Origin of the sequence: Pseudomonas sp. MOIL14HWK12:I2, from assembly GCF_000510745.1 — a bacterium.
In the GTDB taxonomy this organism is placed as follows: domain Bacteria; phylum Pseudomonadota; class Gammaproteobacteria; order Pseudomonadales; family Pseudomonadaceae; genus Chryseomonas; species Chryseomonas oryzihabitans.
Genome location: NZ_KI783313.1, coordinates 62,470 through 87,110 on the forward strand (window position 1 = coordinate 62,470; position 24,641 = coordinate 87,110).

At 65.0% G+C, this 24,641-nt stretch carries 19 protein-coding genes; 6 read left to right on the forward strand and 13 right to left on the reverse strand.

What is annotated here, in order from left to right; genetic code table 11:
* Window positions 1-2 precede the first annotated feature (2 nt).
* The 10 genes from PSK12I2_RS0116635 to PSK12I2_RS0116680 all read right to left on the reverse strand — a co-directional run bounded on the left by PSK12I2_RS0116635 (window position 3) and on the right by PSK12I2_RS0116680 (window position 15,876).
* Complete coding sequence (locus PSK12I2_RS0116635) at window positions 3-1,049, reverse strand: YbhN family protein (RefSeq protein WP_037007058.1); 1,047 nt, start codon at window positions 1,047-1,049, stop codon at window positions 3-5.
* Complete coding sequence (gene clsB, locus PSK12I2_RS0116640; RefSeq protein ID WP_027599233.1) at window positions 1,046-2,293, reverse strand: cardiolipin synthase ClsB; 1,248 nt, start codon at window positions 2,291-2,293, stop codon at window positions 1,046-1,048. Before clsB ends, PSK12I2_RS0116635 begins: the two co-directional genes overlap by 4 nt.
* On the reverse strand, window positions 2,290-3,051 hold the full coding sequence (locus tag PSK12I2_RS0116645) for an endonuclease/exonuclease/phosphatase family protein (protein WP_007161821.1): 762 nt from the start codon (window positions 3,049-3,051) through the stop codon (window positions 2,290-2,292). The genes clsB and PSK12I2_RS0116645 overlap by 4 nt, the downstream gene beginning before the upstream one ends.
* Entirely contained in the window at window positions 3,048-5,237 is a 2,190-nt protein-coding gene (gene glgX, locus PSK12I2_RS0116650) for a glycogen debranching protein GlgX (RefSeq protein ID WP_256203991.1), read from the reverse strand. The genes PSK12I2_RS0116645 and glgX overlap by 4 nt, the downstream gene beginning before the upstream one ends.
* Before the next feature lie 250 nt (window positions 5,238-5,487).
* Window positions 5,488-5,994 (reverse strand): DUF2934 domain-containing protein, encoded by a 507-nt coding sequence (locus tag PSK12I2_RS25290; RefSeq protein WP_027599235.1) that lies wholly within the window; start codon window positions 5,992-5,994, stop codon window positions 5,488-5,490.
* Window positions 5,991-8,798 (reverse strand): malto-oligosyltrehalose synthase, encoded by a 2,808-nt coding sequence (gene treY / locus PSK12I2_RS0116660; protein WP_027599236.1) that lies wholly within the window; start codon window positions 8,796-8,798, stop codon window positions 5,991-5,993. The genes PSK12I2_RS25290 and treY overlap by 4 nt, the downstream gene beginning before the upstream one ends.
* Window positions 8,795-10,861, reverse strand: coding sequence for a 4-alpha-glucanotransferase (gene malQ / locus PSK12I2_RS0116665; RefSeq protein ID WP_027599237.1), 2,067 nt, complete (start codon window positions 10,859-10,861; stop codon window positions 8,795-8,797). Before malQ ends, treY begins: the two co-directional genes overlap by 4 nt.
* Entirely contained in the window at window positions 10,858-12,663 is a 1,806-nt protein-coding gene (treZ, locus tag PSK12I2_RS0116670) for a malto-oligosyltrehalose trehalohydrolase (protein WP_027599238.1), read from the reverse strand. The genes malQ and treZ overlap by 4 nt, the downstream gene beginning before the upstream one ends.
* A gap of 159 nt (window positions 12,664-12,822) precedes the next feature.
* Window positions 12,823-14,406 carry a glycogen synthase GlgA gene (gene glgA / locus PSK12I2_RS0116675; protein WP_051398771.1) on the reverse strand — a complete coding sequence of 528 codons (1,584 nt, stop codon included), beginning with the start codon at window positions 14,404-14,406 and terminating at the stop codon, window positions 12,823-12,825.
* A gap of 348 nt (window positions 14,407-14,754) precedes the next feature.
* Window positions 14,755-15,876, reverse strand: a complete 1,122-nt coding sequence (locus PSK12I2_RS0116680; protein WP_037007798.1) for a mechanosensitive ion channel family protein — start codon at window positions 15,874-15,876, stop codon at window positions 14,755-14,757.
* Window positions 15,877-16,213: 337 nt separating this feature from the next.
* On the opposite strand from PSK12I2_RS0116680, the gene PSK12I2_RS0116685 reads away from it, so the two are divergent.
* The 5 genes from PSK12I2_RS0116685 to tauD all read left to right on the forward strand — a co-directional run bounded on the left by PSK12I2_RS0116685 (window position 16,214) and on the right by tauD (window position 20,302).
* Window positions 16,214-16,585 carry a response regulator gene (locus PSK12I2_RS0116685; RefSeq protein ID WP_027599241.1) on the forward strand — a complete coding sequence of 124 codons (372 nt, stop codon included), beginning with the start codon at window positions 16,214-16,216 and terminating at the stop codon, window positions 16,583-16,585.
* A gap of 205 nt (window positions 16,586-16,790) precedes the next feature.
* Window positions 16,791-17,777 carry a taurine ABC transporter substrate-binding protein gene (tauA, locus tag PSK12I2_RS0116690; RefSeq protein WP_051398739.1) on the forward strand — a complete coding sequence of 329 codons (987 nt, stop codon included), beginning with the start codon at window positions 16,791-16,793 and terminating at the stop codon, window positions 17,775-17,777.
* Window positions 17,778-17,846: 69 nt separating this feature from the next.
* Window positions 17,847-18,635, forward strand: coding sequence for a taurine ABC transporter ATP-binding protein (locus PSK12I2_RS0116695; RefSeq protein WP_027599243.1), 789 nt, complete (start codon window positions 17,847-17,849; stop codon window positions 18,633-18,635).
* On the forward strand, window positions 18,625-19,440 hold the full coding sequence (gene tauC / locus PSK12I2_RS0116700) for a taurine ABC transporter permease TauC (protein ID WP_027599244.1): 816 nt from the start codon (window positions 18,625-18,627) through the stop codon (window positions 19,438-19,440). The genes PSK12I2_RS0116695 and tauC overlap by 11 nt, the downstream gene beginning before the upstream one ends.
* Before the next feature lie 10 nt (window positions 19,441-19,450).
* Complete coding sequence (gene tauD / locus PSK12I2_RS0116705; protein WP_027599245.1) at window positions 19,451-20,302, forward strand: taurine dioxygenase; 852 nt, start codon at window positions 19,451-19,453, stop codon at window positions 20,300-20,302.
* A 43-nt stretch (window positions 20,303-20,345) separates the two neighbouring features.
* Here the strand turns inward: tauD and PSK12I2_RS25295 are convergent, their stop codons facing one another.
* Entirely contained in the window at window positions 20,346-20,480 is a 135-nt protein-coding gene (locus PSK12I2_RS25295) for a hypothetical protein (RefSeq protein ID WP_255211796.1), read from the reverse strand.
* 104 nt (window positions 20,481-20,584) lie between these two features.
* On the reverse strand, window positions 20,585-21,808 hold the full coding sequence (locus PSK12I2_RS0116715) for an acyl-CoA dehydrogenase family protein (protein WP_027599246.1): 1,224 nt from the start codon (window positions 21,806-21,808) through the stop codon (window positions 20,585-20,587).
* 632 nt (window positions 21,809-22,440) lie between these two features.
* Between PSK12I2_RS0116715 and PSK12I2_RS24010 the strand changes: the two genes are divergently transcribed.
* A complete protein-coding gene (locus PSK12I2_RS24010) occupies window positions 22,441-23,442 on the forward strand; it encodes a fatty acid desaturase (RefSeq protein WP_084222128.1) in 1,002 nt (333 codons plus the stop codon).
* Window positions 23,443-23,621: 179 nt separating this feature from the next.
* On the opposite strand, the gene PSK12I2_RS0116725 is transcribed toward PSK12I2_RS24010, so the two are convergent.
* Window positions 23,622-24,536: a LysR substrate-binding domain-containing protein gene (locus PSK12I2_RS0116725; protein WP_027599247.1), complete on the reverse strand. Its 915-nt coding sequence runs from the start codon at window positions 24,534-24,536 to the stop codon at window positions 23,622-23,624.
* Between the last annotated feature and the right edge of the window lie 105 nt (window positions 24,537-24,641).

The window sequence follows — 24,641 nt, forward strand, 5'->3', positions numbered from 1 at the left end:
CCCTAGGTGGCGTGCTTTTCCTGCTGCTTGCGCTCTTCGCGGCGGTCGTTGCTGACCTTGAGCTTCTTGGCGCGGCTCTCCAGGGCGAAGTAGAGCACGGCGGCGATCAGCAACGGGACGATGAAGTACAGCGTCCGGTAGCCGAGCAGGGCGGCGATGATCTTGCCCTGGGAGAGGCCGTCGTTGGCCAGCAGGGCGATGAACACCGTCTCCAGCACCCCGACCCCGGCCGGGATATGCACGATGACCATGGCGATGCTGGACAGCAGCAGGACGCCGAGCACATGCAGATAGTCCACCTGGCGGCCCAGGAACAGGTAGACGATGGCGGCCATGGCCATCCAGTTGATCGAGGACACCAGCAGCTGCAGGCAGGCCATGCGCAACGAGGGCAGGGCGAGGCGCTGCTTGCGCACCGTCCATTCGCGCTGCTTGGCGAAGGCGCAGACGCCCAGGTAGAAGACGATGAAGGCCAGCAGGCCAAAGCCGATCAGGCGCAGGGTGGTGTCGCCGACGAACCAGTTGGGCGGCATGTCCACCACGCCGCTGACGAAGATGCCGCCGGCGAGCAGGACATATCCCAGCCAGTTGGTGGCGATGCTCAGGGAAAAGATCCGGGTGATGGTGCCGCTGGAGAGGCCCAGCCGCGAATAGAGGCGATACCTCATGCCGATGCCGCCGACCCAGGTGCTCAGGGTCAGGGTAAAGGCGTAGCAAATGAAGGACACCAGAAACACCTGGCGCTTGACCAGCTTGTGGCCGCAATAGGCGCGCCCGATCAGGTCGTAGCAGCCATACATGATGTAGGACAGCACCACCAGGCCGCCGGCCATGGCCAGGGTGGTCCACTTGTAGCCGGTGAAGACCTTCCAGACTTCGCCCCAGTCGACCTTGCGGGCATAGATCACCAGCAGCACCACCACCGCGATCAGGAACACCCAGGTCAGGATCTTCTTGGCCAGCACCCAGTGCTTGTTCTGTGGCTTGTCGGCGGCCTGCTGGTCCGCCTCGTCGTCGGCGTGGTCCAGGGTGTCGCTGTGGCTGCTCATCGTTGCGGATACCTTGAGATCGAGGAATCGACCCGGTCCTGGGTTTCGAGCTCGGGCTGCACCGGCGGACTCACCAGTTCGATCTTGGGGGTATGACCGGGCAGCCAGCCGACCCAGGCGGGAAAGTGGCGCAGGAAGTGAAAGACCAGCATCGTCTTGGCCAGGTGCCAGTAGGTGCGCTTGGGCACCTTGCTGCTGTCGACGTGCTCGCAGTGGTTCTGGATCAGGGTTTCCAGGCGACCGCGCAATTCACGGTTGAAGGCATGGTCGTGGAAGATCAGGTTGCATTCGAGATTGAGCGAAAGACTCAGGGGGTCGAGATTGCTCGAACCCACGGTGGACCAGTGCTCGTCCATGGTCGCCACCTTGCCGTGCAGGGGTCTCAGGCAATATTCGTAGATCTCCACTCCGGCCTTGACCAGATAGTTGTAGAGCATCTGGGCGCCGACCTTGACGATGGCCATGTCCGGCTCGCCCTGGACGATCAGCACCACGCGGACGCCGCGTTGCGCCGCATTGCGCATCTCCCTGAGCAGTCGATAGCCGGGGAAGAAATAGGCATTGGCGATCACCACCTCGCGCTTGGCGTTGCGCAGCATCTCCAGGTAGTGCTTTTCGATATCGGCGCGGTGCTCGTCGTTGTCGCGGAACACCAGCAGCGCCTGGGCATTGCCGGGATTGCGATTGTCGGCCGGTTTCTGCGAGCGCTTGCCCCACCAGCGGTGGGTCTCTTCCGGGGAGTTGATGGCGTCGCGGGCGAAGCGATGGATGTCATTGACGATGGGGCCTTCGACCTCGACGGCATAATCCTGCTTGGCCTCGGGCCCGAAGTCGCCCAGGTGCTCGGCGGAATAGTTGATGCCGCCGATGAAACCCAGGCGGGCGTCCACCACCACGATCTTGCGATGCAGGCGGCGAAAGAGGTTGGTCCTCATGCCCATAACCAGGGGGCGCGGATCGTAGTAGCGAAAGCGCACCCCGGCATGGACCATCTCGTCGATGAAGGCCTGCGGCAGGTCCGGTGAACCATAGGCATCCACGGTAATGTCCACCTGGACGCCGCGCTTGGCCGCCGCGACCAATTCCTCCTGCAAGGCCTTGCCGACCTTGTCGTAAAAGAGGATGAAGGTCTCGATGATCACCTCGCGCTCGGCTTCGCGAATCGCCTCGAAGACCCGTGGAAAGAAGTCCTCGCCGTTTTCCAGCAAGGCGATGCGGTTTCCGTCCCGCCATTCGAAGTTCATAGGTGGAAGTCCGCAGCCAAGGGAGCGTGGTCGGAGAGGTGCGACCACGGCTGATTGCCCAGCACCTGTGGGCGCCCGACACTGACGTTACGGGTATAGATGCGATCCAGGCAGAGCAGGGGACGCTTCGCCGGGAAGGTCTTGGGCAGGCGCCCCGCGGTCTTCATGAACACCTCTTCGAGGCCCGCGCCCTGGCCAAGGATGTCGTTGGCCTTCTGGCGCCAGTCGTTGAAATCCCCCGCCACCACGACGGGAGCGTCGCTGGGTAGGGAATTGATGTGTTCGCAGATCAGCTTCATCTGCATCTGGCGATGCTTTTCCCGCAACCCCAGGTGCACGCAGATCACGTGCAGATCCACGCCCTGATCCGGAACACGCAGGACGCAATGCAGCATCCCGCGCTTTTCCGGTCCGGCGATGGAAATGTCGAAGTTGTCGTAACTGACGATGGGAAACTTCGACAGCACCGCATTACCGTGATGGCCATCCGGGTAGACCGCATTTCGCCCGTAGGCGAAATCGGTCCACATGGAATCGGCCAGGAACTCGTACTGCGGCGCCGCCGGCCAGTTCTCGAAGCGCAACGGGTGCTTTTCGTGGGTACCCAACACCTCCTGCAAGAAGACAATGTCCGCTGACACCGTCCGCACCGCCTCGCGCAATTCCGGCAAGATGAACTTGCGGTTGAAGGACGTGAAGCCCTTGTGCGTGTTGATGGTCAGGACCTTGAACGAAAAACCCTGTTGCGCGTCCGTCATGCCTGGCGCTTCCTCCGCTTGGTCTGGGTCAGCTCGAACAGCAATACCGAGCGTCCGGTGACCTGATAGGTATCTCCGAAATTGAATACGTCGCCGGCATCCAGATCAGGCTGATTGGTGTCCAGCTGCAGGGACCAATGCTCGCCCATGGGCACTTCCGGCAGGGTGAAATCCACCACGTCATAATGAGCATTGACCAGAATCAGCAGCGAGGTATCCGCGCCCTTGCGACGAATGCCGGTCGGCTGGGCCCGGCCATCGAGCAGGATGCCCATGCACTTGTTGCTGCCGTCCTGCCATTGCTCGTCGCCCATCTCGGTGCCACCGGGTTGCAGCCAGGTGACGTCCTTGACGCCCAGTTCCTCGTTGTAGGCGCCGGTGAAGAAGCGGCTACGACGCAGCAGCGGATAGCGACGACGCAGGTCGATCAGGTTGCGCACGTATTCCTGCAGTTCGGCGCTCTTCTCGCTGATCTCCCAGTTGACCCAGCCGATCTCGCTGTCCTGGCAGTAGGCGTTGTTGTTGCCGCCCTGGGTCCGCGCGAATTCGTCGCCGGCCAGCAGCATCGGCGTGCCCTGGGAGAGGAAGAGGGTGGCCAGCAGGTTGCGCATCTGGCGATAGCGCAGCTCGATGATTTCCGGATCGTCCGTCTCGCCTTCGGCGCCACAGTTCCACGACAGGTTGTGGGAGTGACCGTCGTTGTTGTCTTCGCCGTTGGCCTCGTTGTGCTTGTCGTTGTACGACACGGTATCGGCCAGGGTGAAGCCATCGTGGGCGGTCACGAAGTTCACGGACGAATAGGGCTTGCGACCGCGACGATTGAACTTGTCGCCGGAGCCCAAGAAGATCTTCGCGAAGTCGCCGATCTTGTCTTCGTCACCCTTCCAGAAGGCACGGGCGGTGTCGCGGAAGGTGTCGTTCCACTCCATCCAGCCGGGCGGGAAGTTGCCTACCTGATAGCCGCCAGGGCCGCAGTCCCAGGGTTCGGCGATGAGCTTGATCTCGGCCAGGATCGGGTCCTGACGGCAGGCGTGCAGGAAACCGCCGCCCTCGTCGAAGCCGTCCGGCTCGCGACCCAGGATGGTTGCCAGGTCGAAGCGGAAGCCGTCCACGCCCATCTCGGTGGCCCAGTAGCGCAGCGAGTCGGTCACCATCTGCAGCACGCAGGGGTGGCTCATGTTCAGGGTGTTGCCGGTGCCGGTGTCGTTGATGTAGTAGCGGGCATCATCGGGCATCAGGCGGTAGTAGTTGGCGTTGTCGATGCCCTTGAGCGAGAGGGTCGGGCCCATCTCGTTGCCTTCGGCGGTGTGGTTGTAGACCACGTCGAGGATGACCTCGAGGCCGGCGTTGTGCATGCGCGCGACCATCACCTTGAATTCGCCGATGGACTGGCTGGCCATGTAGCGCGAGTGCGGGGCGAAGAAGGCCAAGGTGTTGTAGCCCCAGAAGTTTCTCAGGCCCTTTTCCAGCAGGTGGTTGTCATCGAGGAAGTAGTGGATCGGCATCAGTTCGACGGAGGTGATGCCGAGCGACTTGATGTAGTCGATGACCTCGCTCTCCTGCAGACCGGAGAAGGTGCCCCGGGCGCTTTCCGGGACAGCCGGGTGCTGCATGGTGTAGCCACGGACGTGGGTCTCGTAGAACACGGTGCGATCCCGCGGGACCCGCGGGTGGGTGGTGTTGCCCCAGGTGAAGGCGGGGTCGATGACGCGGCAGCGCGGCATGAAGGGCGCGCTGTCACGCTCGTCGAAGGACAGGTCGCCATCGGGGTGGCCGATGGTGTAGCCGAACAGGGCGTCGTTCCACTCCAGCTCACCGACGATCTGCTTGGCATAGGGATCGATCAGCAGCTTGTTGTGGTTGAAACGATGGCCATTCTGCGGCTCGTACGGGCCATGCACGCGATAGCCGTAGAGGGTGCCGGGACGGGCGTCGGGCAGATAGCCGTGCCAGATCTCGTTGGTGAATTCCGGCAGTTCGATACGCTCGATTTCTTCCTTGCCTTCGTCGTCGAAGAGACAGAGTTCCACCTTGGTGGCGTTGGCGGAAAAGATGGCGAAGTTCACGCCGGAGCCGTCCCAGGTGGCGCCCAGGGGGTAGGGCAGCCCTTCACGAACACGAGACTTGGACTTGCTGATGAAAGTGGTCGCTTCGGTTAACGGCTTGTTGGACTCGGTTGAAGTCATTTCGACGCTCTCGGGATAGCTAGGAAGGAAGTAGCTCTGACTCGGCTCTCAATACCTGCCGGTGGCTGAATCGATACAGATCCGGCTACCTGCATATGAAAGGCCCGACGCAGCGCAGTTCCGAGCCCTGATGGCGAACCGACAAAGCGTTGTTTTTTCAGGAAAAAACCAGGAAAACAGTGATAACGCAGACACCGCAGCGAGGCGGCGGGGGGAAGGCCTGGCCGGACGGCCAGGCCGAAACATCACATCACTCGGTGGCGGCGGGCTTGGTCGTGGCCGCCTTGGCGCGGGACGCGCGCGGCTTCTTCGGCGTGGCCGGCGCCACGCCTACGCCGGTTGCCTCGACGTTGGCATCGGCCTTGGCCTTGCTGGCGGTGGTCTTGCTCGCGCCGGTCTTGCCTGCACTGGGCTTGACCGCCTGCTTGACCTTGGAGGCAACCTTCTTGGCCGCCGATTCCACCTTCTCGGTTACCGACTCACCGGCCGCTGCGGCTTCGGTAGCGGCCTTCTCGCTGCCACTCTTGGTCTTGCCGGTGGTGCGGGGCTTGCTGGCGACGGGCTTGTCCGCGCTCGCTGCCGCAGCCTTGGTCGCGCGAGGCTTCTTGGCCGCGGTCTTCTTGGCCACGCCTTCCTGTTCGGCTTCGTACAGTCGAGTCGCCATCTCCCAGTGGCGATCGTGTTCGTGGGCCGGCCGTCCTTCGGACTCCCAGATCTGATAGGCGAGCTGCTGGATGCGTTCGTCTTTTTGGGTCATTGCGGTGCGGCTCCTTGAGTGATGTCTTGTGTGCTGAGCAATCCAAGCGGAAAACGTGCCAGAACCTCGCCGACAGAAAGCTCTTTCTTCTGGTCATGGACAGATGCCGGGGCAAAAGTTTCCCCAAAACGGTACATGGACAAGGTTTCCGGAAGTTTTATCCGGGTGTCCTGCCAGGCCTCTGCGGAAAAGCGGAGATTTCCATCGTTCTGCATGAGGTCGGAGGCATGCACCGGCACGATGACGATCACCGCCTGTTGCTCCCAGGTACGGGCGAACGCCAGCACCTGATCGGCATGGGCACCCACTACGGTCAGGGGCAGGTAGCGACCTTCGGTGAACAGCTGCGGCTGCTGCTTGCGCAGCTGCAGGACGGCAGCCAGTACCTGTTGCTTGATCTCGCCAGTCTGCCAGGCATCCAGGGCAGCCTCGACGGAAGCGTGCTTGGCCAGCGCCTGCTGCCGTGGGGCGTAGTCCACGGCACGGCGGTTGTCGGGCTCCACCAGGCTGAAGTCCCAGAATTCACCGCCTTGGTAGAGGTCGGGCACGCCGGGCGCGGTATTGCGCAGCAGCATCTGCACCAGGCCGTTAAGCGCACCGGCCGGAGCCAGTTCGCGGACCGCGGTGACGATCTCGCTGCGCAGGGCGCGGTAGTTGTCGTCGGTGAGCAGACCTTCCAGGAAGGCCTTGCAGGCCGCCTCGTAGTCGCCATTCGGCGCCCACCAATCGGACTCCAGCTTCTCTTCGCGCAGGGCCTTTTCCTGCCATTGCAGCAGGCGCTCCAGATAGGCCTCCAGCCCCTGCTGGTCATCGGCCTGGAGCTGCAGCGGCCAGCTGGCGAGCAGGGTCTGGTAGAGCATCAGTTCATCGCCCGGGGTCGGCGCCGGGGCGTCGTTCCACTGGCCGCGCAACGGTGCGGCCTGTTCCATCCAGCGACTGACCTGGGCGATATAGGCGTCCGGGCGTTCCGACACGACGGCCAGGCGCGCGCGGGTGTCTTCGCCGCGCTTGTGGTCGTGGGTCGCGGTGGTCAGCATGTTGCGCGGGAAGTGCTCGGCGCGCCAACCGCTGGCCTGGTGGAAGGCACTGACCGGCTGGGCGAAATGCTGCGGATCGAAGCCCACGTCATTGCGCGACAGCAGCGGCGCGGAGCGATAGCAGGCCGTGTCTTCCACCGCCTTGGCGGCGATCGGCGAGGTGAGTTGCTGGAACTTGGTGATGGCACGACGCTGCTCGCGGCGGGCCACGCTGCCCACGGGCTTGTGACGCGGGGCGTCGCCACCCAGCCAGGCGCGCAGCTGTTCCAGCAGCGGTTGCTCCGCCTCGCTGACGTGGGGGCGGGCAGCTTCCAGTGCGGTATCGAACCACTGGGCGTCGTTGCCGACGAAGCCCGCCGCGCCGGCGTAGGTGCGATAGACCTTGAACTGCACGATCAGCTCCAGCAGCACCCGGCGGATGGCGCCCTGGCTGGTGTCGCGGGTGCGCCAGTCCTGCTGCGCCAGCAGGTGCAGGGTATGCACGGCCGATTCGAATTCGCTGTTCAGCGCGGTGGTGAGCACCAGGCGCCGCGCTTCCCGCACCTCTTCGAGGAAGTCCTCGGTGCGACCGGTCCGCTCGGCCCAGAACTGGCGCAGCGGGGCTTCGCCACTGGCGGCATGTTGCACCGCCGACACCTCGTTCATGAATTCGTAGCCGGTGGTGCCGTCGATGCCCCAGCCTTCCCGCAGCTGCTCGCCTTCGGCGAGGATCTTCTCGATGTAGATGGGGAAGCCGTCCTCCGGCGCGCCGCCGCTGCGGCTGGCGCAGAGGTCGTCGACGCGGCGGCGCAGCTTGCGGCAATAGGCGCGCGGATTGGCCAGGCCGTCGATGTGATCCAGGCGCAGGCCGTCGAGCAGACCTTCGCTGATCAGGCGGAAGATCAGCGAATGGGTTTCTTCGAACACCTCGTGGCGCTCCATGCGCAGGCCGCCCAGTTCGGTGATGTCGAAGAAGCGCCGCCAGTTGATGTCGTCCGAGGCGGTGCGCCAGCTGGCCAGGCGATAGTGCTGACTCTCCAGCAGGGCGTGCAGCCGCTCCTGGTTGGCGGCCTGGCTACCGTCGAAGGCGGCGACCGCCTTGTCGATGGCGGCGGCGACGGCGGGGTCCTTGGCGGCATCGGCCAGTTGGCGCTGGGCGCCACGGGCTTCTTCCAGGTCCTTGGCCCGTGCCGAGAAGGCATCGGCGAACAGACTCAGCTGGGGCAGGTCGCTCTCGCGCAGGATCTGGCCGTAGGTACCCGGATTGATCGGAAAGTGGTGGGCGTAGTACTCGACGCGGAAGGCGCCTTGCTCGGCGTCGAACACCAGCTTGAGTTCGCCGGCCTGCAGCACGTTGCCATAGGCGTCACCGAGGAAGGGCAGCAGCACCTGGCCCTGCAGATCCGGGTCGGGCCCGTACCAGTTGATGTCGTAGAAGCCCGCGTAGCGGCTCTGGCGACCCCATTCGAGGATGTCCAGCCACCAGGCGTTCTCCGAGCCGCCCACGTTGGTGTGGTTGGGCACGAAGTCGGCGATCAGGCCCATGCCGTGTTCGCGCAGGCGGGCGACCAGGCGCCGCAGCGCCTCTTCGCCGCCCAGTTCCGGGTTGACCCGGGTCGGATCGACCACATCATAGCCGTGCACGGAACCGGCGCGTGCGGTGGTGATGGGCGAGGCATAGAAATGACTGATGCCCAGCTTGGCGTAGTACTCCACCAAGGGCAGGGCGTCGTCGAAGGTGAAGTCCTTGTGGAACTGCAGGCGTACGGTAGCGCGCAAGCGACTCATCGAGTGTTCTCCGGATTGTTACGAGCAGTGCTCAGCACGCGTAGGCGTCGTTCAGGGGTAGCGGCATCCAGCAGGCGCTCGGCGGGGTCGTCCCAGCGGCGGAGCCAGTTGGGGTGTTCGTTGGTGGTGCCGGGCAGGTTGGCCTGTTCCAGCTGACCCAGGGCATCTTCTACCGGCAGGATGATCAGCGGCGCCGGGGTGCGGCCGATGAAGTCGATGGCGGCATCGACGGCGGACTCGACATTGCTTTCCCTGGTGTCGTCCAGTTCCAGCACCTTGGCCAGCTGCTGGCGATCCTTGGCACGCTCGTCGAGACGGTCCTGGCGCGAGGTGCCGTCGGGCAGCAGTCCGAGTTCTTCCTGCCAATCGGCGTCGCGACCCTGCCACCAGCCGGTGAGGGTCGGCAGGTCGTGGGTGGTGGGCATGCCCATGGCCGTGTCCGACCACTGCGCGGCCGGCTTGAAGGCGTCGCCATCGCGCTCGAACAACAGCACCTGCATGCCCATGATGGCGCGCTCGGCCAGTCGCTCGCGAAAGCCCTCGGGTACGGTGCCGAGGTCTTCACCCATGACCACGCAGCGATAGCGCCAGGATTCCAGCGCCACCAGCCGCAGCAGGTCGTCGATCGGATAGGAGAGATAGGCACCGTCGGCCGGGGAGGCACCCTCGGGCACCAGCCAGAGACGTTGCAGCCCCATCACATGGTCGATGCGCACGCCGCCGGCATGGGCGAAGTTGGCCCTGAGCATCTCGATGAAGGCGCGAAAGCCATGCTTGACCATGCCGGTGGGGGAGAAGGCGGAAATGCCCCAGCCCTGGCCCTTCTGGTTGAGCAGATCCGGCGGACAACCCACGGTGACCGAGGCCAGCAGCTCTTCCTGGCGACTCCAGGCCTGGCTGCCGCCACCGTCGGCGCCTACGGCGATGTCGGCGATCAGGCCGATCTTCATGCCTGCTTCGCGGCACTGCGCCTGGGCCGCCGACAGTCCTTCGCTGGCCAGCCACTGGGTGAAGGCATAGAACTCCACGTCCTGGGCATGGCGTTCGGCGAATTCGGCCACGGCCGGATTCTTGGGATCGCGATACTGCTGGGGCCAATGCTGCCAGCTGGGCGAGGCATCGCCCTGGGTGAAGGAGGCATGCAGGGCTTCGAAGCGGCAATGGTTTTCCAGGGCGTCGCCACCGTCGCGGCGGAAGGCTTCGAAGCGCTCGCGCAGCTCACCGCCAGCGGTACGGAAATCCAGGTGCAGGGTGCGCAGCAAGCGCAGCCGCAGCCTGGCCAGGGCCGGCCAGTCGATCAGTTCCAGTTGCTCCAGGCGCTCGGCTTCGGCCTGCAGGCCGGCGCGCTGCATGGCCTGGCGCACCGGCTCGGCACCCAGGACCAGCTCCGGCGCGGCATAGAGCACGTTGAAGAACACCCGACTCGACGGGGAGTAGGGGCTGTAGCGACTGCCGTCGGCGCTGAACATGGCGTGCAGCGGGCTGATGGCCAGGGCGTCGGCGCCCTTGCTGCCTGCGGCCTTGGCGAAGTGCACCAGGCCCTGCAGATCGCCGGCGCCGCTGCCCCCTTCGCGCCTGAGGCTATAGAGCTGCACGGCCAGCCCCCAGAGACGAGCCTGCTCGTTGCCGGTGGCATCGGCGATGGTGAAGCAGCGTTCCGGCGCGACGGCCAGGGTCAGGGCTTCGCCATCGACCTCGGCCTGGTGATAACCGGCGGCGCTGATCGGCGTCAGCTGTCCGCGCTCGTCGACCTGACCGTCCAGACGCTCGCCGTCTTCCAGCTGCACCTGGTAGCGGACGCCACGCTTGAACTGGTCCGGCGCCCCGACCGGCTTGCCGACCACCGCCGTGATGAGCGGCGGCAGATGGTGCTTGTCGCCCACCTCGGCCAGCTTGCGCAGGCTGGTGTCGATCTCGTCGTCACTGTCCGCCGGCAACTCGATGGCCTTGAGCAGATTGCGCAGGGCCTCGGGGCTCACCCGTTGGCGCTTGCCGTCGTAGGCGGTCCATTCGATGGCGATGCCCGCGGCCTCCGCCAGTTGTTCCAGAAGATCTCCACTCATGCCTTTTTCTCCAGCCAGACCAGTGCCGAGTGAGCGGCCAGGGTGCCGTCCTGGCGGGTCGGCGTTGCGCTGGCGTCACTGCTGTGCAGCAGCTCGCCCTGGGGAGCCTCGTCCACCGGCACGGCCTTGTCGCTCAGGTTGAGTTCGATGGTCAGGCGGCTACCGTCGGCGAGACTCCAGCGTGCCCGTACGGCGCGCTCGGCCAGGGCTTCGGCGCCCAGGGGGCGAGCGCCTTCCAGACGCGGGAAGAGTTCGCGGCGGCGGATTTCCAGCAGCTCGCGATACAGCCCCAGCCAGGCGGCGTGATCGGGCTGATCGGCCTCGCCGAAATTGGGCTTGGAATCTTCGAAGGTCTTGGCGGCGTTCGGGTCGGGGATCTGCTGGCGATGCTCTTCGCTGGTGAAGAAATCGAAGTCCTTGAATTCGTTGCGACGGCCGTCGCGGACCAGCTCGGCCAGCTCATCGTTGTGGCTGGTGAAGAACAGGAAGGGTTGGCGGCTGCCCCATTCCTCACCGATGAACAGCAGCGGAATCATCGGGCTGAGCAGCAGCAGGGCAGTGGCGGCCTTTAGCGCCGGCTCGGGCGCCAGACGGGTCAGGCGTTCACCGAAGGCGCGGTTGCCGACCTGATCGTGGTTCTGCAGGAAGATGACGAACGCCGAGGCCGGCAGGTCCTTGCTGGGTTCACCGCGGGCCTTGCCATGGCGGGTCTGCTCGCCCTGGTAGATGAAGCCCTCGCCCAGGCAGCGTACCAGCTTGGCCGTGGCGTCCTCGGTGAAGTCCTGGTAGTAGCCTTCGTTCTCGTCGGTCAGCATGGGGTGGATGACGTTGTGCCAATCGTCCGCCCACTGCGCGTTGTAGTGCTTGCCACCCAGCAGCGTGGCCGTGTTGTCCTCGTTCTCCAGCATCAGGTGGATGTGGCGACCCGGCTCGACGGTGCTGCGGATCTCCTCGGCCATCTCTTCGAGGAAGCCCTTGTCGTTGATGGCGTGGACGGCATCGAATCTGAGGCCGTCGAAGCGATATTCCATCAGCCACATCAGGGCGTTGTCGATGAAGTAGCGGCGTACCGCGTCCTGGCGGAAATCGATGGCCGCGCCCCAGGGCGTATGGATGTCTTCGCGGAAGAAGCGCTCGGCATAGGCGTGCAGGTAGTTGCCGTCCGGTCCGAAGTGGTTGTAGACCACGTCCAGGTAGACCATGACGCCATGGCCGTGGGCGGTGTCGATCAGCGACTTGAGGTCGTCCGGGGTGCCATAGGAGGCTTCCACCGCATAGGGCAGCACGCCGTCATAGCCCCAGTTGCGATCGCCGGGAAATTCCGACAGCGGCATCAGCTCGATGGCGGTGACGCCCAGTGCCGCCAGGCGCGGCACCAGCTTCTCGACGCCGGCGAAGCCACCCAGGGTGCCGACGTGCAATTCATAGATGACGCTCTCGTGCCAGGGACGGCCCTGCCACTCGACGGTCTGCCAGTGGTAGGTGGTCGGGTCGATGACAATGCTCGGCTCGTGCACATCGCCGGCCTGGGCGCGGGAGGCCGGGTCGGGGACCAGCAGGTCCTTGATCTGGTAGCGATAACGGGTGCCGGCACCGCATTGGGCCTCCACCGCGAACCAGCCGTCTTGCTCGGCTTCCATGGGAAGGGTCATGCCACCTTCCAGGACCACCGACACGGCGTCGGCGCTGGGCGCCCAGAAGTGGAAGAGGGTGCGTTCCTTGTTCACCAGAGTGGCACCGGCACGGGTCTGCCAGGCATAGCCCCCGGTCACCGCGGCTGCGTCGCGCGAAATATCAGTCATGGATAGAGAACTCCCGAAACCGGACGGCAGAAAAGACGCTGCGGCCCAGTTGGCCGCAGTTGCTGTTATGACCGGTGAGAGTTGCGCAAAGTTAGGCGGGGAAAGCGCTTTTCGTCGGCCTTTTGCCGAGGGAAAAGCGCTTGGTAGTCAGGTTGCGCCTCAGGCGCCGAGCTGACGCTCCTGGTGAGCGGTGGTCTGGAGCAGATCGAGGTACAGCGAGGCATAGGGCTTGGCGCATTCGGACCAGAAGAACGGGCCCTGCATGGCGCGATGACGCATGGCCAGCAAGAGGTCCTGACGTTCGAACACACCCAGGGCGCGGTCGATGGCGCTGATGTAGTTTTCCAGCGACAGCGGGGCGAACAGGAAGCCGGTGGTGCCGTCCTCGATGCTGTCGGCCAGGCCACCGGTGCGGGTGGCGATCGGTAGGGAGGCGAAGCGCTGGGCGTACATCTGGCTCAGGCCGCACGGCTCGAAGCGCGAGGGCATCAGCAAAAAGTCGCTCCCGGCGTACATGCGCCGTGCCTCGGTCTCGCAGAAGCCGATGTGGGCACTGACCCGACCGGGATGGCGCAGGGCCAGGGCCCGTACCTGGCGCTCGATGTGCGGCTCGCCGCAACCGATGATCATCAGCTGGCCACCGCGGGCGACGATGTGATCGGCCGCCTCGATGGTCAGGTCGATGCCTTTCTGCTGGACCAGTCGGGAGACCACGGCGAACAACGGGCCGTTGGAGGGCTCCAGGCCGAATTCCTCGCGAATGCGCGCGGCGTTGACCGCCTTGCCGTCCCAGTCCGATTCGGTGAATTGCTGGCACAGGTGCGGGTCGCTGCAGGCGCTCCAGCCATCGTCGATACCGTTGAGCAGACCGGTCAGCTTGCCGTCACGGGCCTTGACCTGCAGCAGGCCTTCGAGGCCGCAACCGAATTCCGCGGTGGTGATTTCCTGGGCGTAGGTGTGGCTGACGGTGGTGATGTGGTCGGCATAGACCAGACCGGCCTTGAGAAAGGACACCTTGCCCCAGAACTCCAGGCCCTCCATCTGGAAGGCGTGGGCGGGGATGTCCAGGTCGGCCATGACCGACGCCGGGAACAGGCCCTGGTACGCCAGGTTGTGGATGGTGGTCAGGCACGGGGTGCTGGCACCCTTCCAGCGCAGGTAGCCGGCGGCGAGGCCGGTCTGCCAGTCGTTGAGGTGGAGCAGGTCCGGCACCCAGCGGATGGAGGCGTCGCCCAGGGCGAAATCGGCGGCAGCGCTGGCCAGCCGACCGAAGCGGATATGGTTGTCGGCCCAGTCGGCACCGTTCAGGTCGCCATAGGGGTTGCCCGGGCGCTCATAGAGTTCGGGGCAGATCAGTACATAGACGACCAGGCCGTCTTCCAGATTGACGCGACCGATCTCGCAGGCCGGCATGGCGGCGCGGGCGGCGATGCGGCCGACCATCTGCACGCGATCCTTGATCGCGGCCATCACCTGACGATAGCCGGGGATCAACACCCGGACGTCGTGGGAGGCGGCGAGGGCGCGCGGCAGGGCACCCGATACCTCGCCCAGGCCACCGGCCTTGACGAAGTCGGAAATTTCCGGGGTCACGAAGAGAATGCGTTTGCGACTTTCGACGACGGAGCTCAGCGTCAGCTGAGGCTCGTCCGTGCGCTTGCGGAGAGAGCTGGATCTGGTGGTGCGAGTGGCAGTTTCAACGGGCTCCAGAGCCCCAAATTTCCCCACGACGGCATTTGCCATGGTGCGCTCCCAATGCAGCAAGTTCGAGACTGAGGTTTACCTGATTGCTTCTTTCCTGAAGCTCGATGCTCCTGGTTCAAAAACGCCTACAGCCGAGCTGCTACAGCCTTTTTGCCGGTCACCTCTTCTTGAGATGTCTGGATCTGGGCGAGAACTGCTTCGCGGATTTCCAGATTGCTCTCGCACTGACTCACGGACAACGTCACAAGTTTCCCGCTCGAATGTTGCGGTCTTGCTTCGTATTGCCAGATGCATGCCCGAAAGCCGTCGCGGTTCGGGCCGGCACCTCTGAATAACCGCCAGGTGAACCGCTTGATGGTCACCTGATCGCGACAATTGGCCGAAAAATCAGACTTCTGGCTGACGAACGACCGGCTCTTGCCTTTCGTCGGATAGTGGCGCGGGGTGCACGTCACGGCGTCCCAGTTCGGTCCGCAGCTTGGGCAGGCAGAGGGGGAATTCGCGATTGATGTAGGTGATCAGCCGCTCGCGCACGAAGCAGCGCAGGTCCCAGTTCTTGGAGGAATCGCCCGAACTCACCAGTACGCGCAGCTGGATGGAATCGTGGGACGCATCGGTCACCTGCAGCACGCAGACACGGCCATCCCACAAATGGGGCACCTCGGCACAGGCGCGTTCCAATTCGGTGCGGATGGGTGCCAGGGGCAGGGAATAGTCAACCCATATGAAGACTGACCCGATCAGGCTGGAAGACGAGCGCGTCCAGTTCTGGAAGGGCGTCTCGATGAAGTATTGCAGCGGGACCACCAGCCGGCGGTCGTCCCAGATGCGGACCACCACGTAGGTGCCGGTGATCTCTTCCACCCGGCCCCATTCGCCTTCGACGATGACCACATCGTCCAGCCGGATCGGCTGGGTCACGGCGATCTGCAGGCCGGCGATGAGATTGCCCAGGACCGGTCGCGCAGCGATACCCGCGACCAGGCCTGCGACCCCGGCCGAGGCGAGCAGGCTCGCACCCACCTGGCGAACCGCCGGGAAGGTCATCAGCATCAGGGCGATGCCCACCAGCAGGACGATGAAGCTGAGGCTGCGCACCAGCACCCGATTCTGCGTCTGGATCCGCCTGGCCCGCAGGTTGTCCGCCACATCCACGGGATTGCGCAGGGCGATGGTCGCGCCGACGGCCTTGACCGCCCGGAGCCCCAGCCAGGTAAAGGCGGCGATGCTCAGCAGACCGGTGAGGTGCTGTACGGCACGCAACAGCGGCAGGGCATCGGGTGCGGAATTCCAGACACCTTGCAACACCACCAGGGGCACGGCCAGGCGCGCGGGTTTCTCGGCGTACTTGACCAGGTTGCGCGCCAGCAGGAAGGGATTGGCCAGGCGGCGGATGGCCGCGAACGCCAGGGTCAGGGCGACGCTGCTGATCAGCAGGGCGACCCCCGCCGCGATCAGCGTGGTGATCCAGGGGGCGTTGAGCCAACCCGTCCAGTCGATGGCCGTCATGCGCAATTTCCTCAGGCAGACGGCTCCCCGTGATCCAGAAAAGCTGACGCGCCGGAACCGCGGGGAGCCTTTCGAGACACCTGTTTTCCGACTGAGGGGCTTAGCCACGGTTCCCCGAATGTCCGGCAAACGGTCCCAGGGTGGTAATACCACCCCGATAGGTGGGATGCCTGTTGCGCGGTGCTGGCTTTTTTCTGTTGATCAGTGGGGCAGGATGTCGCACCTCGCGTCTAAGCTCAGAGGAGAGTGCGCAGCCGACGCCGGATAGGAGTAGAATTCGCGCCCCAACGAGATACGTCCAGTCAGATGGCGGACCTGCGGAGATCGAGACGGATTTATGAAACCAGTGGTAGTGGTCGTCGAAGACGAGAACATGTTGCTCGGGCTGATGGAAGAGGTGCTCGAAGGCGAAGGCTTTCAAGTGCACACCTTCGGCACTGCGGATCAAGCCTGGGAATACCTGTCGAGTGCGCGTCCGACGCCTGATCTGCTGATCACCGACGTCCGCATGCCAGGCGCCATCGACGGCCTGGAGCTGGCGCGCCGCGTCAAGCAGCAGCTGCCGGGTCTGCCCATCATCGTCTCTTCGGGCTATTTCGAAGAGCTGCAGCCCGAGCGCGCCCCGGACATCTACTACCTGCCCAAGCCCTGGCGCTTCGACGACCTGCTGGCTGGCTGCTTCCGCTTCCTCAATCAGCGCAAGGGCTGATTGCTGCCTCTCGCGGCCTGGTTCCAGGCCGTGTTCTCCTTTCTGGTGGAAGCAGGTGGTGTCCGCAACCGTCCAGCACCGTGCCTAAGCTGATTCCTTTTCGTTATTTATCTGACGATACTTAGATCGTTTAGCTTGGCCTCCAACGGGCATCGAGTCGATGCCGAGGGCGCGCTCCGGCGTGCCTGCCGACAAGGAGGCCTTCATGAATTCACTGCTCAAGTCCCTGGCGCTGGCTGCAGGCCTGGCAACGCTCGCGGTGCAGGCGACCGCTGCCGATCTGGTGGTCGGCTACCAGACCGGTGTCGATCCCTCCAAGGTTGCCCAGGCCGATGGCCGCTACGACCAGGCGATTGGCCAGAAGATCGACTGGCGCCGTTTCAACAGCGGTCCCGAGGTCGTCGCCGCGCTGGCATCGGGTGATGTCCAGATTGGCAATCTCGGCTCCAGCCCACTGGCGGCGGCCACCTCGCGCAAGCTGCCGCTGGTGACCTTCCTCGTCTCCGCGCAAATCGATTCCGCCGAAGCCCTGGTCGTACGCGATGGCAGCGGGATCGACAGACCCGAGCAACTGGTCGGCAAGACCATCGCCACGCCCTTCGTCTCCACCTCCCACTACAGCCTGCTGGGAGCCCTCAAGCACTGGGGCGTGGATCCCACCAAGGTCAAGATCGTCAACCTCAATCCCACCGAGATCGCCGCTGCCTGGCGCCGCGGTGATATCGATGGCGCCTTCGTCTGGTCACCCGCGCTGGGCGAGATCAAGAAGAACGGGAAGGTGCTCGCCGATGCCGCCCAGGTGGGCAGCTGGGGTGCGCCAACCTTCGAGGTCTGGGTGGCGCGCAAGGACTTCGCCGAAAAGCATCCCGAGGTCATCGCCCAGTACGCCAAGGTCACCTTGCAGGCCTTCGCCGACTACCAGGCCCATGGCAAGGCATGGGATGCGCAGTCCGAGCAGGCCAGGAAGATCGCTCGCCTGACCGGCGCCGATGCCGCGGACATCCCCGAATTACTGGCCGGCTCACGTTATCCGGATGCCCAGGCGCAACTCGGGCCCGATCTGCTCGGTGGCGGCACGGCCAAGGCCATCGCCCGCACCGCCGAATTCCTCAAGGAACAGAAGCGCATTCCCACGGTGCTCGACGACTACTCGCCCTATGTCAGCGCCGAATACGTCCGCAAGGCCCAATAGCGATCCCCTTCACGCCACGATTCGCCCCTCTCCGGAGGGGCTTTTTTTCCCAGCCGACAGGAGCCGGTCATGAGTCGACTCACCCTGGAACAGGCCAGCCTCGGATTCGTCCGCCGTGGCCGTCGTCAACCGATCCTGCAGCGTCTCGACCTCGCGGTGGAGAAGGGCGCCTCCCTGGTCGTCCTGGGTCCGTCCGGCTGCGGCAAGTCCAGCCTGCTCAACGTGCTCGCCGGTTTTCAATCGCTGGATGAAGGGCGCGTGCAGCTCGATGGCCGGACCCTGGCAGGGCCGGGCGGCGAACGCGGCGTGGTGTTCCAGGACGACGCCCTGATGCCCTGGCTCAATGCGCTCGACAACGTCGCCCTGGGCCTGCGCCTGCGCGGGCTGGGTCGTGCCGAGCGCGAGGCCAGGGCCCGCGAGATGCTCGAGCTGGTGGGGCTGCCACAGCACGCCGAGCACGCCATCGGCGAACTCTCGGGTGGCCAGCGCCAACGCCTGGGTCTGGCCCGCGCCCTGGCGGTGGACCCGGATTTCCTGCTGCTCGACGAACCCTTCGGCGCCCTCGACGCCCTGACCCGGGAACGCATGCAGGTGCTGTTGCTGGACGTATGGAAACGCACCGGCAAGGGCCTGTTCCTCATCACCCACAGCGTCGACGAGGCGCTGTTTCTGGCGACCGAGCTGCTGGTGCTGGACGGACCGCCCGCGCGCATCGTCCGCCGCCTGGAGGTGCCTTTCGCCCGCCGCCATCTGGCGGGGGAGCCCGTTCGCGCGATCAAGGCCGATCCCCTTTTCGCCGAGCTGCGCCAGGAGTTGCTCGACCTCTTTCTGCAGGAGTCTCCCGATCATGTCCTCTGACACCCTGACAACCTCCCTGCGCGATACCCGGGAACGCCGTCGACTGCACCTGGACCGCCGCCGCGTGGCAGCGCTGGGCACCCTGGCAGGCGTGGCGACGCTTTGGTGGAGCGCGACCCATCTGGGTTGGGTGGATACCCTGTTCCTGCCGTCGCCCGAACAACTGCTGGTCGCCCTGCAGGGACTGCTCGCCGACGGCTATCTGGATGCCAGCCTCTGGCAGCACCTGGGCACCAGCCTGCTGCGGGTGCTGGCGGCGCTACTGGCGGCCGTGCTGACCGCGGTACCCCTGGGCATCGCCATGGGCCTCAACCCGACCCTGAACGCCGCGCTGGACCCCCTGGTGGAGTTCTATCGGCCGATTCCACCGCTGGCCTACCTGCCGCTGATGGTGATCTGGTTCGGCATCGGCGAGCTGTCCAAGGTGCTGCTGATCTATCTGGCGTTGTTCGCGCCCTTGCTGATCGCCACCGTGGGTGGGGTGCGCCGGGTCGATCCGGCGCGACGCCAGGCAGTGCGCTGCCTGGGCGCCTCGCGAGCGCAGGTGGTGCGGCACGTCATCCTTCCCAGTGCCTTGCCCGACATCCTCACCGGCCTGCGGATCGCCCTGGGGGTGGGCTGGTCGACCCTGGTGGCCGCGGAGTTGATCGCGGCCAATCGGGGCCTGGGCTTCATGGTGCAATCGGCCGCCCAGTTCATGGCCACCGACGTGGTGGTGGTGGGCATCCTGCTGATCGCCAGCATCGCCCTGTCCATCGAACTGGGGCTGCGCGCCCTGCAGCGGCGCTATGCCGGCTGGCAGTAGGGAAACGCCCATGACCCTTACCTTCGAACGCCTGAGCCCCGCCCTCGGGGCGCGCGTCCATGGCCTGGATCTGCGCGAGCCCCTGGACGCCGCCAGCCACGCGGCACTCCACCAGGGGCTGCTGGAGCATCAGGTGCTGTTTCTGCGTGACCAGTTGCTGACGCCACGCCAGCAACGGGACGTGGCGGCCCATTTCGGCGATCTGCACATCCACCCGATCTATCCCAAGCATCCCGAGCAGCCGGAAATCCTGGTGCTGGATACCGACTTGAACGACCTGAGGGACAACGCGCTCTGGCATACGGATGTGACCTTCATCCAGACGCCGCCGCTGGGGTCGCTGCTCAGCGCGCGCCAGGTGCCTGCCTATGGCGGCGATACCCTCTGGGCGAGCAATTCCGCGGCCTATGCGGCGCTGTCCGCACCCCTTCGCGAGTTGCTCGACGGTCTCAGTGCCTGGCACGACCTGAGCAAATCCTTTCCGCTGGAGCGCTTCGGCCAGACGCCGGAAGGCTTGCAGCGTTTCAATGCGGCACGCGCGGCCAACCCGCCGGTGCGTCATCCGGTGGTGAGGGTGCACCCGGAGACCGGGGTCAAGGGGCTGTTCGTCAGCGCCGGCTTCACCAACCGGATCGTCGAGCTGGCAGAAGCCGAGAGCGAGGCGCTGCTGCAATTGCTGTTCGCCCATGCCGCCCGACCGGAATTCCAGGTGCGCTGGCAGTGGCAGGCGGGCGATCTGGCCTTCTGGGACAACCGCATCACCCAGCACTACGCCTGTGACGACTATCGTCCGCAGCGGCGCGTGATGCACCGGGCGACCATCCTGGGCGACCGTCCCCGCGGGCCGGGCGAGCAGGGATGATGGCCTGTCCGCAGCAGGGATAGGCCGGCGTCCCGGCGGAAGATCAGTTGCCCAGGACGTCGATCAGCCCGAATACGAAGAACAGCACGATGCACACGGCCGCCACCGCCACCGGGATGAAGCGCGGATCCTTGATGGCCTTCCACATGGCCTGACGATTGCTGCGAGACCTTTCCATGACACCGCTCCAGGGGGTAAGGCCGGCGAGCTTAAAGCATCGCCGGGGGCGGCGGCCAGCGGGGCAGGGCGGCTCTCGTCGGGGTTTCCGGCCGGTTCGGCGGCCTAGGCGACGCCGATCTTCCACTGCGGCGGTGGCGGGGTGCCGTTGACCGCGAAGTCGCCGACGATTCGATCCTTGTAGATGCGCGGATTGTGGGAGGCGAGGGTGCGGGCATTGCGCCAGAAGCGATCCAGCCCCTGGGGTCTCAGCGTGGCCGAGGCGCCCAGGGCGTCGAACAGGCGTCCGGAGGCCTCGATGATCAGGTCCGTCACCACATTGAGCGATTGGCAGACTTCCAGTTCGGCCAGCGCCACCGCGCGATCCTCGGCGGCCTGGTCGTCCGTCTGCCTGAGGTCATGCACCCGTTGCAAGGCCTCGGCGTTCTTCAGGGCGATCACCCCGGCGCAGTAGGCCGCGCTGCGCACCTGGCCGACCACGGCTAGCACCTGGGGATCCTGGCTGACACGGTCGGCGTTGCCGATGGTGAAGGTGCGGGTGCGAGCGGCGACCGCGGCCGCTACCTCGCTGCTCATGGCCCGTCCCAGGCCCGCCAGATTGGCGAGGTGAAAGACCTGGAAGAAGCCGGGTGAATAGCGGAAGCGCTCGCCCACCGCCACCACGTCCGCAGGCTCTACGCGCACATTGGTGAAGGTCGCCGTGCCGCTGGCGGTCAGGGTCTGGCCGAAGCCATTCCAGTCATCCACCACCTCGACGCCGGGGGCATCGCGGCGGACGGTGACCATGACGCGGGTGCCGGCCTCGTCGGTGGCGCCTACGTCGATCCAGTCGGCATACAGCGAACCGGTGGTATAGAACTTGGTACCGGAGAGCAGCAGGGTGTCGCCCTCGCGGCGTACGCGGGTGCTGAACTCGGCGCGCCGGGCATCGCCGACTTCGCTGGACGCCGGACCTATTGTCTCGCCGGCAGCGATGCGCGCGAACCAGCGGCTGCGGCGCGCCGGGTCGTCGCTGTTGAGCAGGCCCTCGACAAAGCCCATGTGGCCGCGCAGGGCTTGGACCAGATTGGAATCCGCCTCGCCCAGTTCGATGAGCAGGGCGAACAGTTCCGGCAGGGTGACGCCTGCGCCGCCGTGCTCGACCGGCAGCCGCAGGGCGGTGAAGCCCGCCGCCTTCAGCCAGTCCAGCTCTTCGACCGGCAGCCGCCGCTGCACCTCGCGTTGGATGGCGCCCGCGCGGACGCGCTGGAACAGCGGCTGAAAGCGCGCGGAGAGGTCGGCATGGCGCGCGGAAGGGCCGGCGCCCCAGCCTGCGGAAATGATGCTCATGGGAATGGAGATCCTTCTAATGCTGTCGGGAGAGATTCGGTACGGGCGAGACCGAGACGGGCCATCTCGGCCTGGGCGGCGCGGGTGTGGCTGATCAGGGCGATCGCCGCCAGCAGACGGCGGCCCAAGGTTTTCAGGACCGCTACCGGCGCTGCGGGACGGTATCGGGTGGACGGAGCCCATTCGTCTTGCTGCCTGCCCGCCGGCCTTGCATGAGTCCTTATCGGGGAAGTGGGTGCAGGTTCACCCGTACGGAGCATCTTGTTGGATACAAGCATGGCGGACTTTGACAAGTGCAGAGTTGGCTCAAGTCTAGAAGGCACTTCGAGCCATTGGCCAGTTGTCAAAAGTGCTAAGGATATGTCTCGAATTATTCCTTGCCAGAAGTGTTGTTCCCGCAACAGTTGGGTCTTGGTGTGGATAATTTTTATAAGCTTATGATTTTATTGGTCGCTTGAATGATCGTTAGATGGGCTGCGGAATTATCGCGGCAAGACGTTGAATATCGAGCCATTGCATGGCTGAAGTCAGCGGACAACCACTTGTTCATGAAGTAATGCCTTAACGATATTTCACTTCGGGATGCTCTTTTTCTAAGGTCGGCTTTGATTTCTGGCTATCAGGGCCCTGTGGTGACTGTCTATCTCGATACGCGGCATCGCCGCCTGGTCAAATTGCTCCTGCATACGTTCACCGCCCGCAGCGAATGGCCTACCTGGGGGCTGGTCGCAGGGGTCTACGCAAGCTGGCTCCTGCTCGTCCTGGCCTGGCCGCTGCTTGGCTACTGGACCCTGCCACCGCTGATTCTGGTCGTCGTGCTGCACCAGTCGCTGCAGCACGAGTTGATTCACGGTCATCCCACGCGCTGGCCCCGGGTAAATGCCCTGCTGGCCTATCCACCCCTCGGCCTCTGGTTTCCCTTTCCGCTCTATCGGGACAGCCATCTGGCGCACCATCGGCGCGAGAACCTCACCGACCCGGACCTCGATCCCGAGAGCCGCTATGTGGATGGCGAGGTCTGGGAGCGAAGAGGGCAGGCCGGACGGGCGTTGCTCTGGCTGGACAAGACCTTGCTCGGGCGTGTCCTGGTGGGACCGGTGCTGTCGCTGCACGGCATGCTGGAACTCGAAGTCCGCCGCTGCCGGCGTGGCGAGCGGGTCGTGCTGGGTGTCTGGCTGATCCACCTGACCCTCTGCGCAGGGCTGCTCCTGATGATCCACGATGTGTCTGGCATGCCCCTGTTGGTCTATGTGCTGGGGGTGGCCTGGCCAGCGCTGGCCCTGGCGCTGATCAGATCCTTCTACGAACACCGCCCGGCGCTGGATCCGGCGCAAAGGTGCGTGCTCAACGAGAGCGGCGGGGCGCTGCGCTGGCTGTTTCTCAACAATACCCTGCACCTGGTCCACCACGATCTGCCGGGCTTGCCCTGGTATCTGATTCCGCGGGTCTACCGCGCCAGGCGCAGTGCCTATCAGGCGCGCAGCGGAGGTTTCGTGTTTTCCGGCTATCGCGAGCTGGGTCGACGTTTCGCCTGGCGAGCCGTGGACGCACCCAGGCATCCCGGCGCTGACGCAAGGCCTCCCAGCCATCTCCCGGCCGGTCAGCCTTCATCGTATCTGCCTGCCGCTAGATAATACCACCCCTGTGTTTTGGATCGCTTTGGGACTGGTTCTCCCTGCCCGGGTAATCAAGGCGAGACCAAGCCAGATCGTTGCGATGCCGGGCCGTTCAGAAGGGCCGATGGAGCAGCGCCGCCAGTTCGGGCGCCAGCCGCTGCCTGGGAAACCTGTTGGCGCCTGGGGAAGGAGCGCGCTTACAGAGGTCGTGGGGCGTCGGAACTCCCCGCGGAATCCTGCAGGAGCCTGACCAGGGCGCGGACGCTTTCCGGTAGTGCCTCCAGATCCCTGACCAGAATGTTTCGCTCGCGAACCGCCCAGGGTTCCTCGATCCTCACCGTCCGGATCGCCATGCTTCGGCCATGATGCCGGGCGGCGGATTCGGGCAGGATGCCGATGCCCACCTTGGCTTCGACCATGCGGCACACGGCCTCGAAACTGGAGAGCTGGATACGCAGATTCAGGGTGGCACCGAGACGTTCCACCTGATCCCGCAGGAAATTCAGCAGGCTGGTGCCCTCGCGCAGACAGATGTGCTGATAGTCCAGGGTCTCCCGCAAGGTGACCTGGGGCTGGCTGGCCAGGGGATGCCCGGTGGGCACGACCAGCGTCAGGCGATCCATGCTGTAGGGCAGGATCTGCAGATTGCTCGCTTCGATCAGTCCGGCGGTGATGCCCAGATCCGCTGCCCCGTCGATCACCCCCCTGACGATGTCACGATTGAGGCGCTCCTGCAGATCCACCGTCACGCCCGGGCGATCCGCGAGATAGACGGCCAGCAATCCGGGGAGGAACTCGGTGACCGCGGTCGTGTTGGCGAAGATGCGGATATGGCCGGTGGCGTCACTGCGGTACTCGGTGAATTCGCCTTTGAGAAAGTCGACCTGGCGCATGATGAGACGGGCATGCTGCAGCAGGCGCTGGCCCGCTGGCGTGAGCTCGACGCCGCGACTGTCACGGTAGAGCAGGCGAATGCCGAACTGGCTTTCGAGGGCCTTCACTCGCGCGCTGGCGGCGGCCGGCGACAGGGCCGCGCGGCGTGCGCCCTGGGTCAGGCTGGGCGACTCGGCGATATGGATGAAAAGCCGCAGGTCAGCAAGGTCGAAATGCATGCTCGCGTGCTCCGTGCGTTTTTTGGCGTTCAGCCTAGCCGAATGCCGGCTTACGCAAATGTAAATTCACAGAACGAAACAACTCCCCGCAAGCTGGCGATGAGC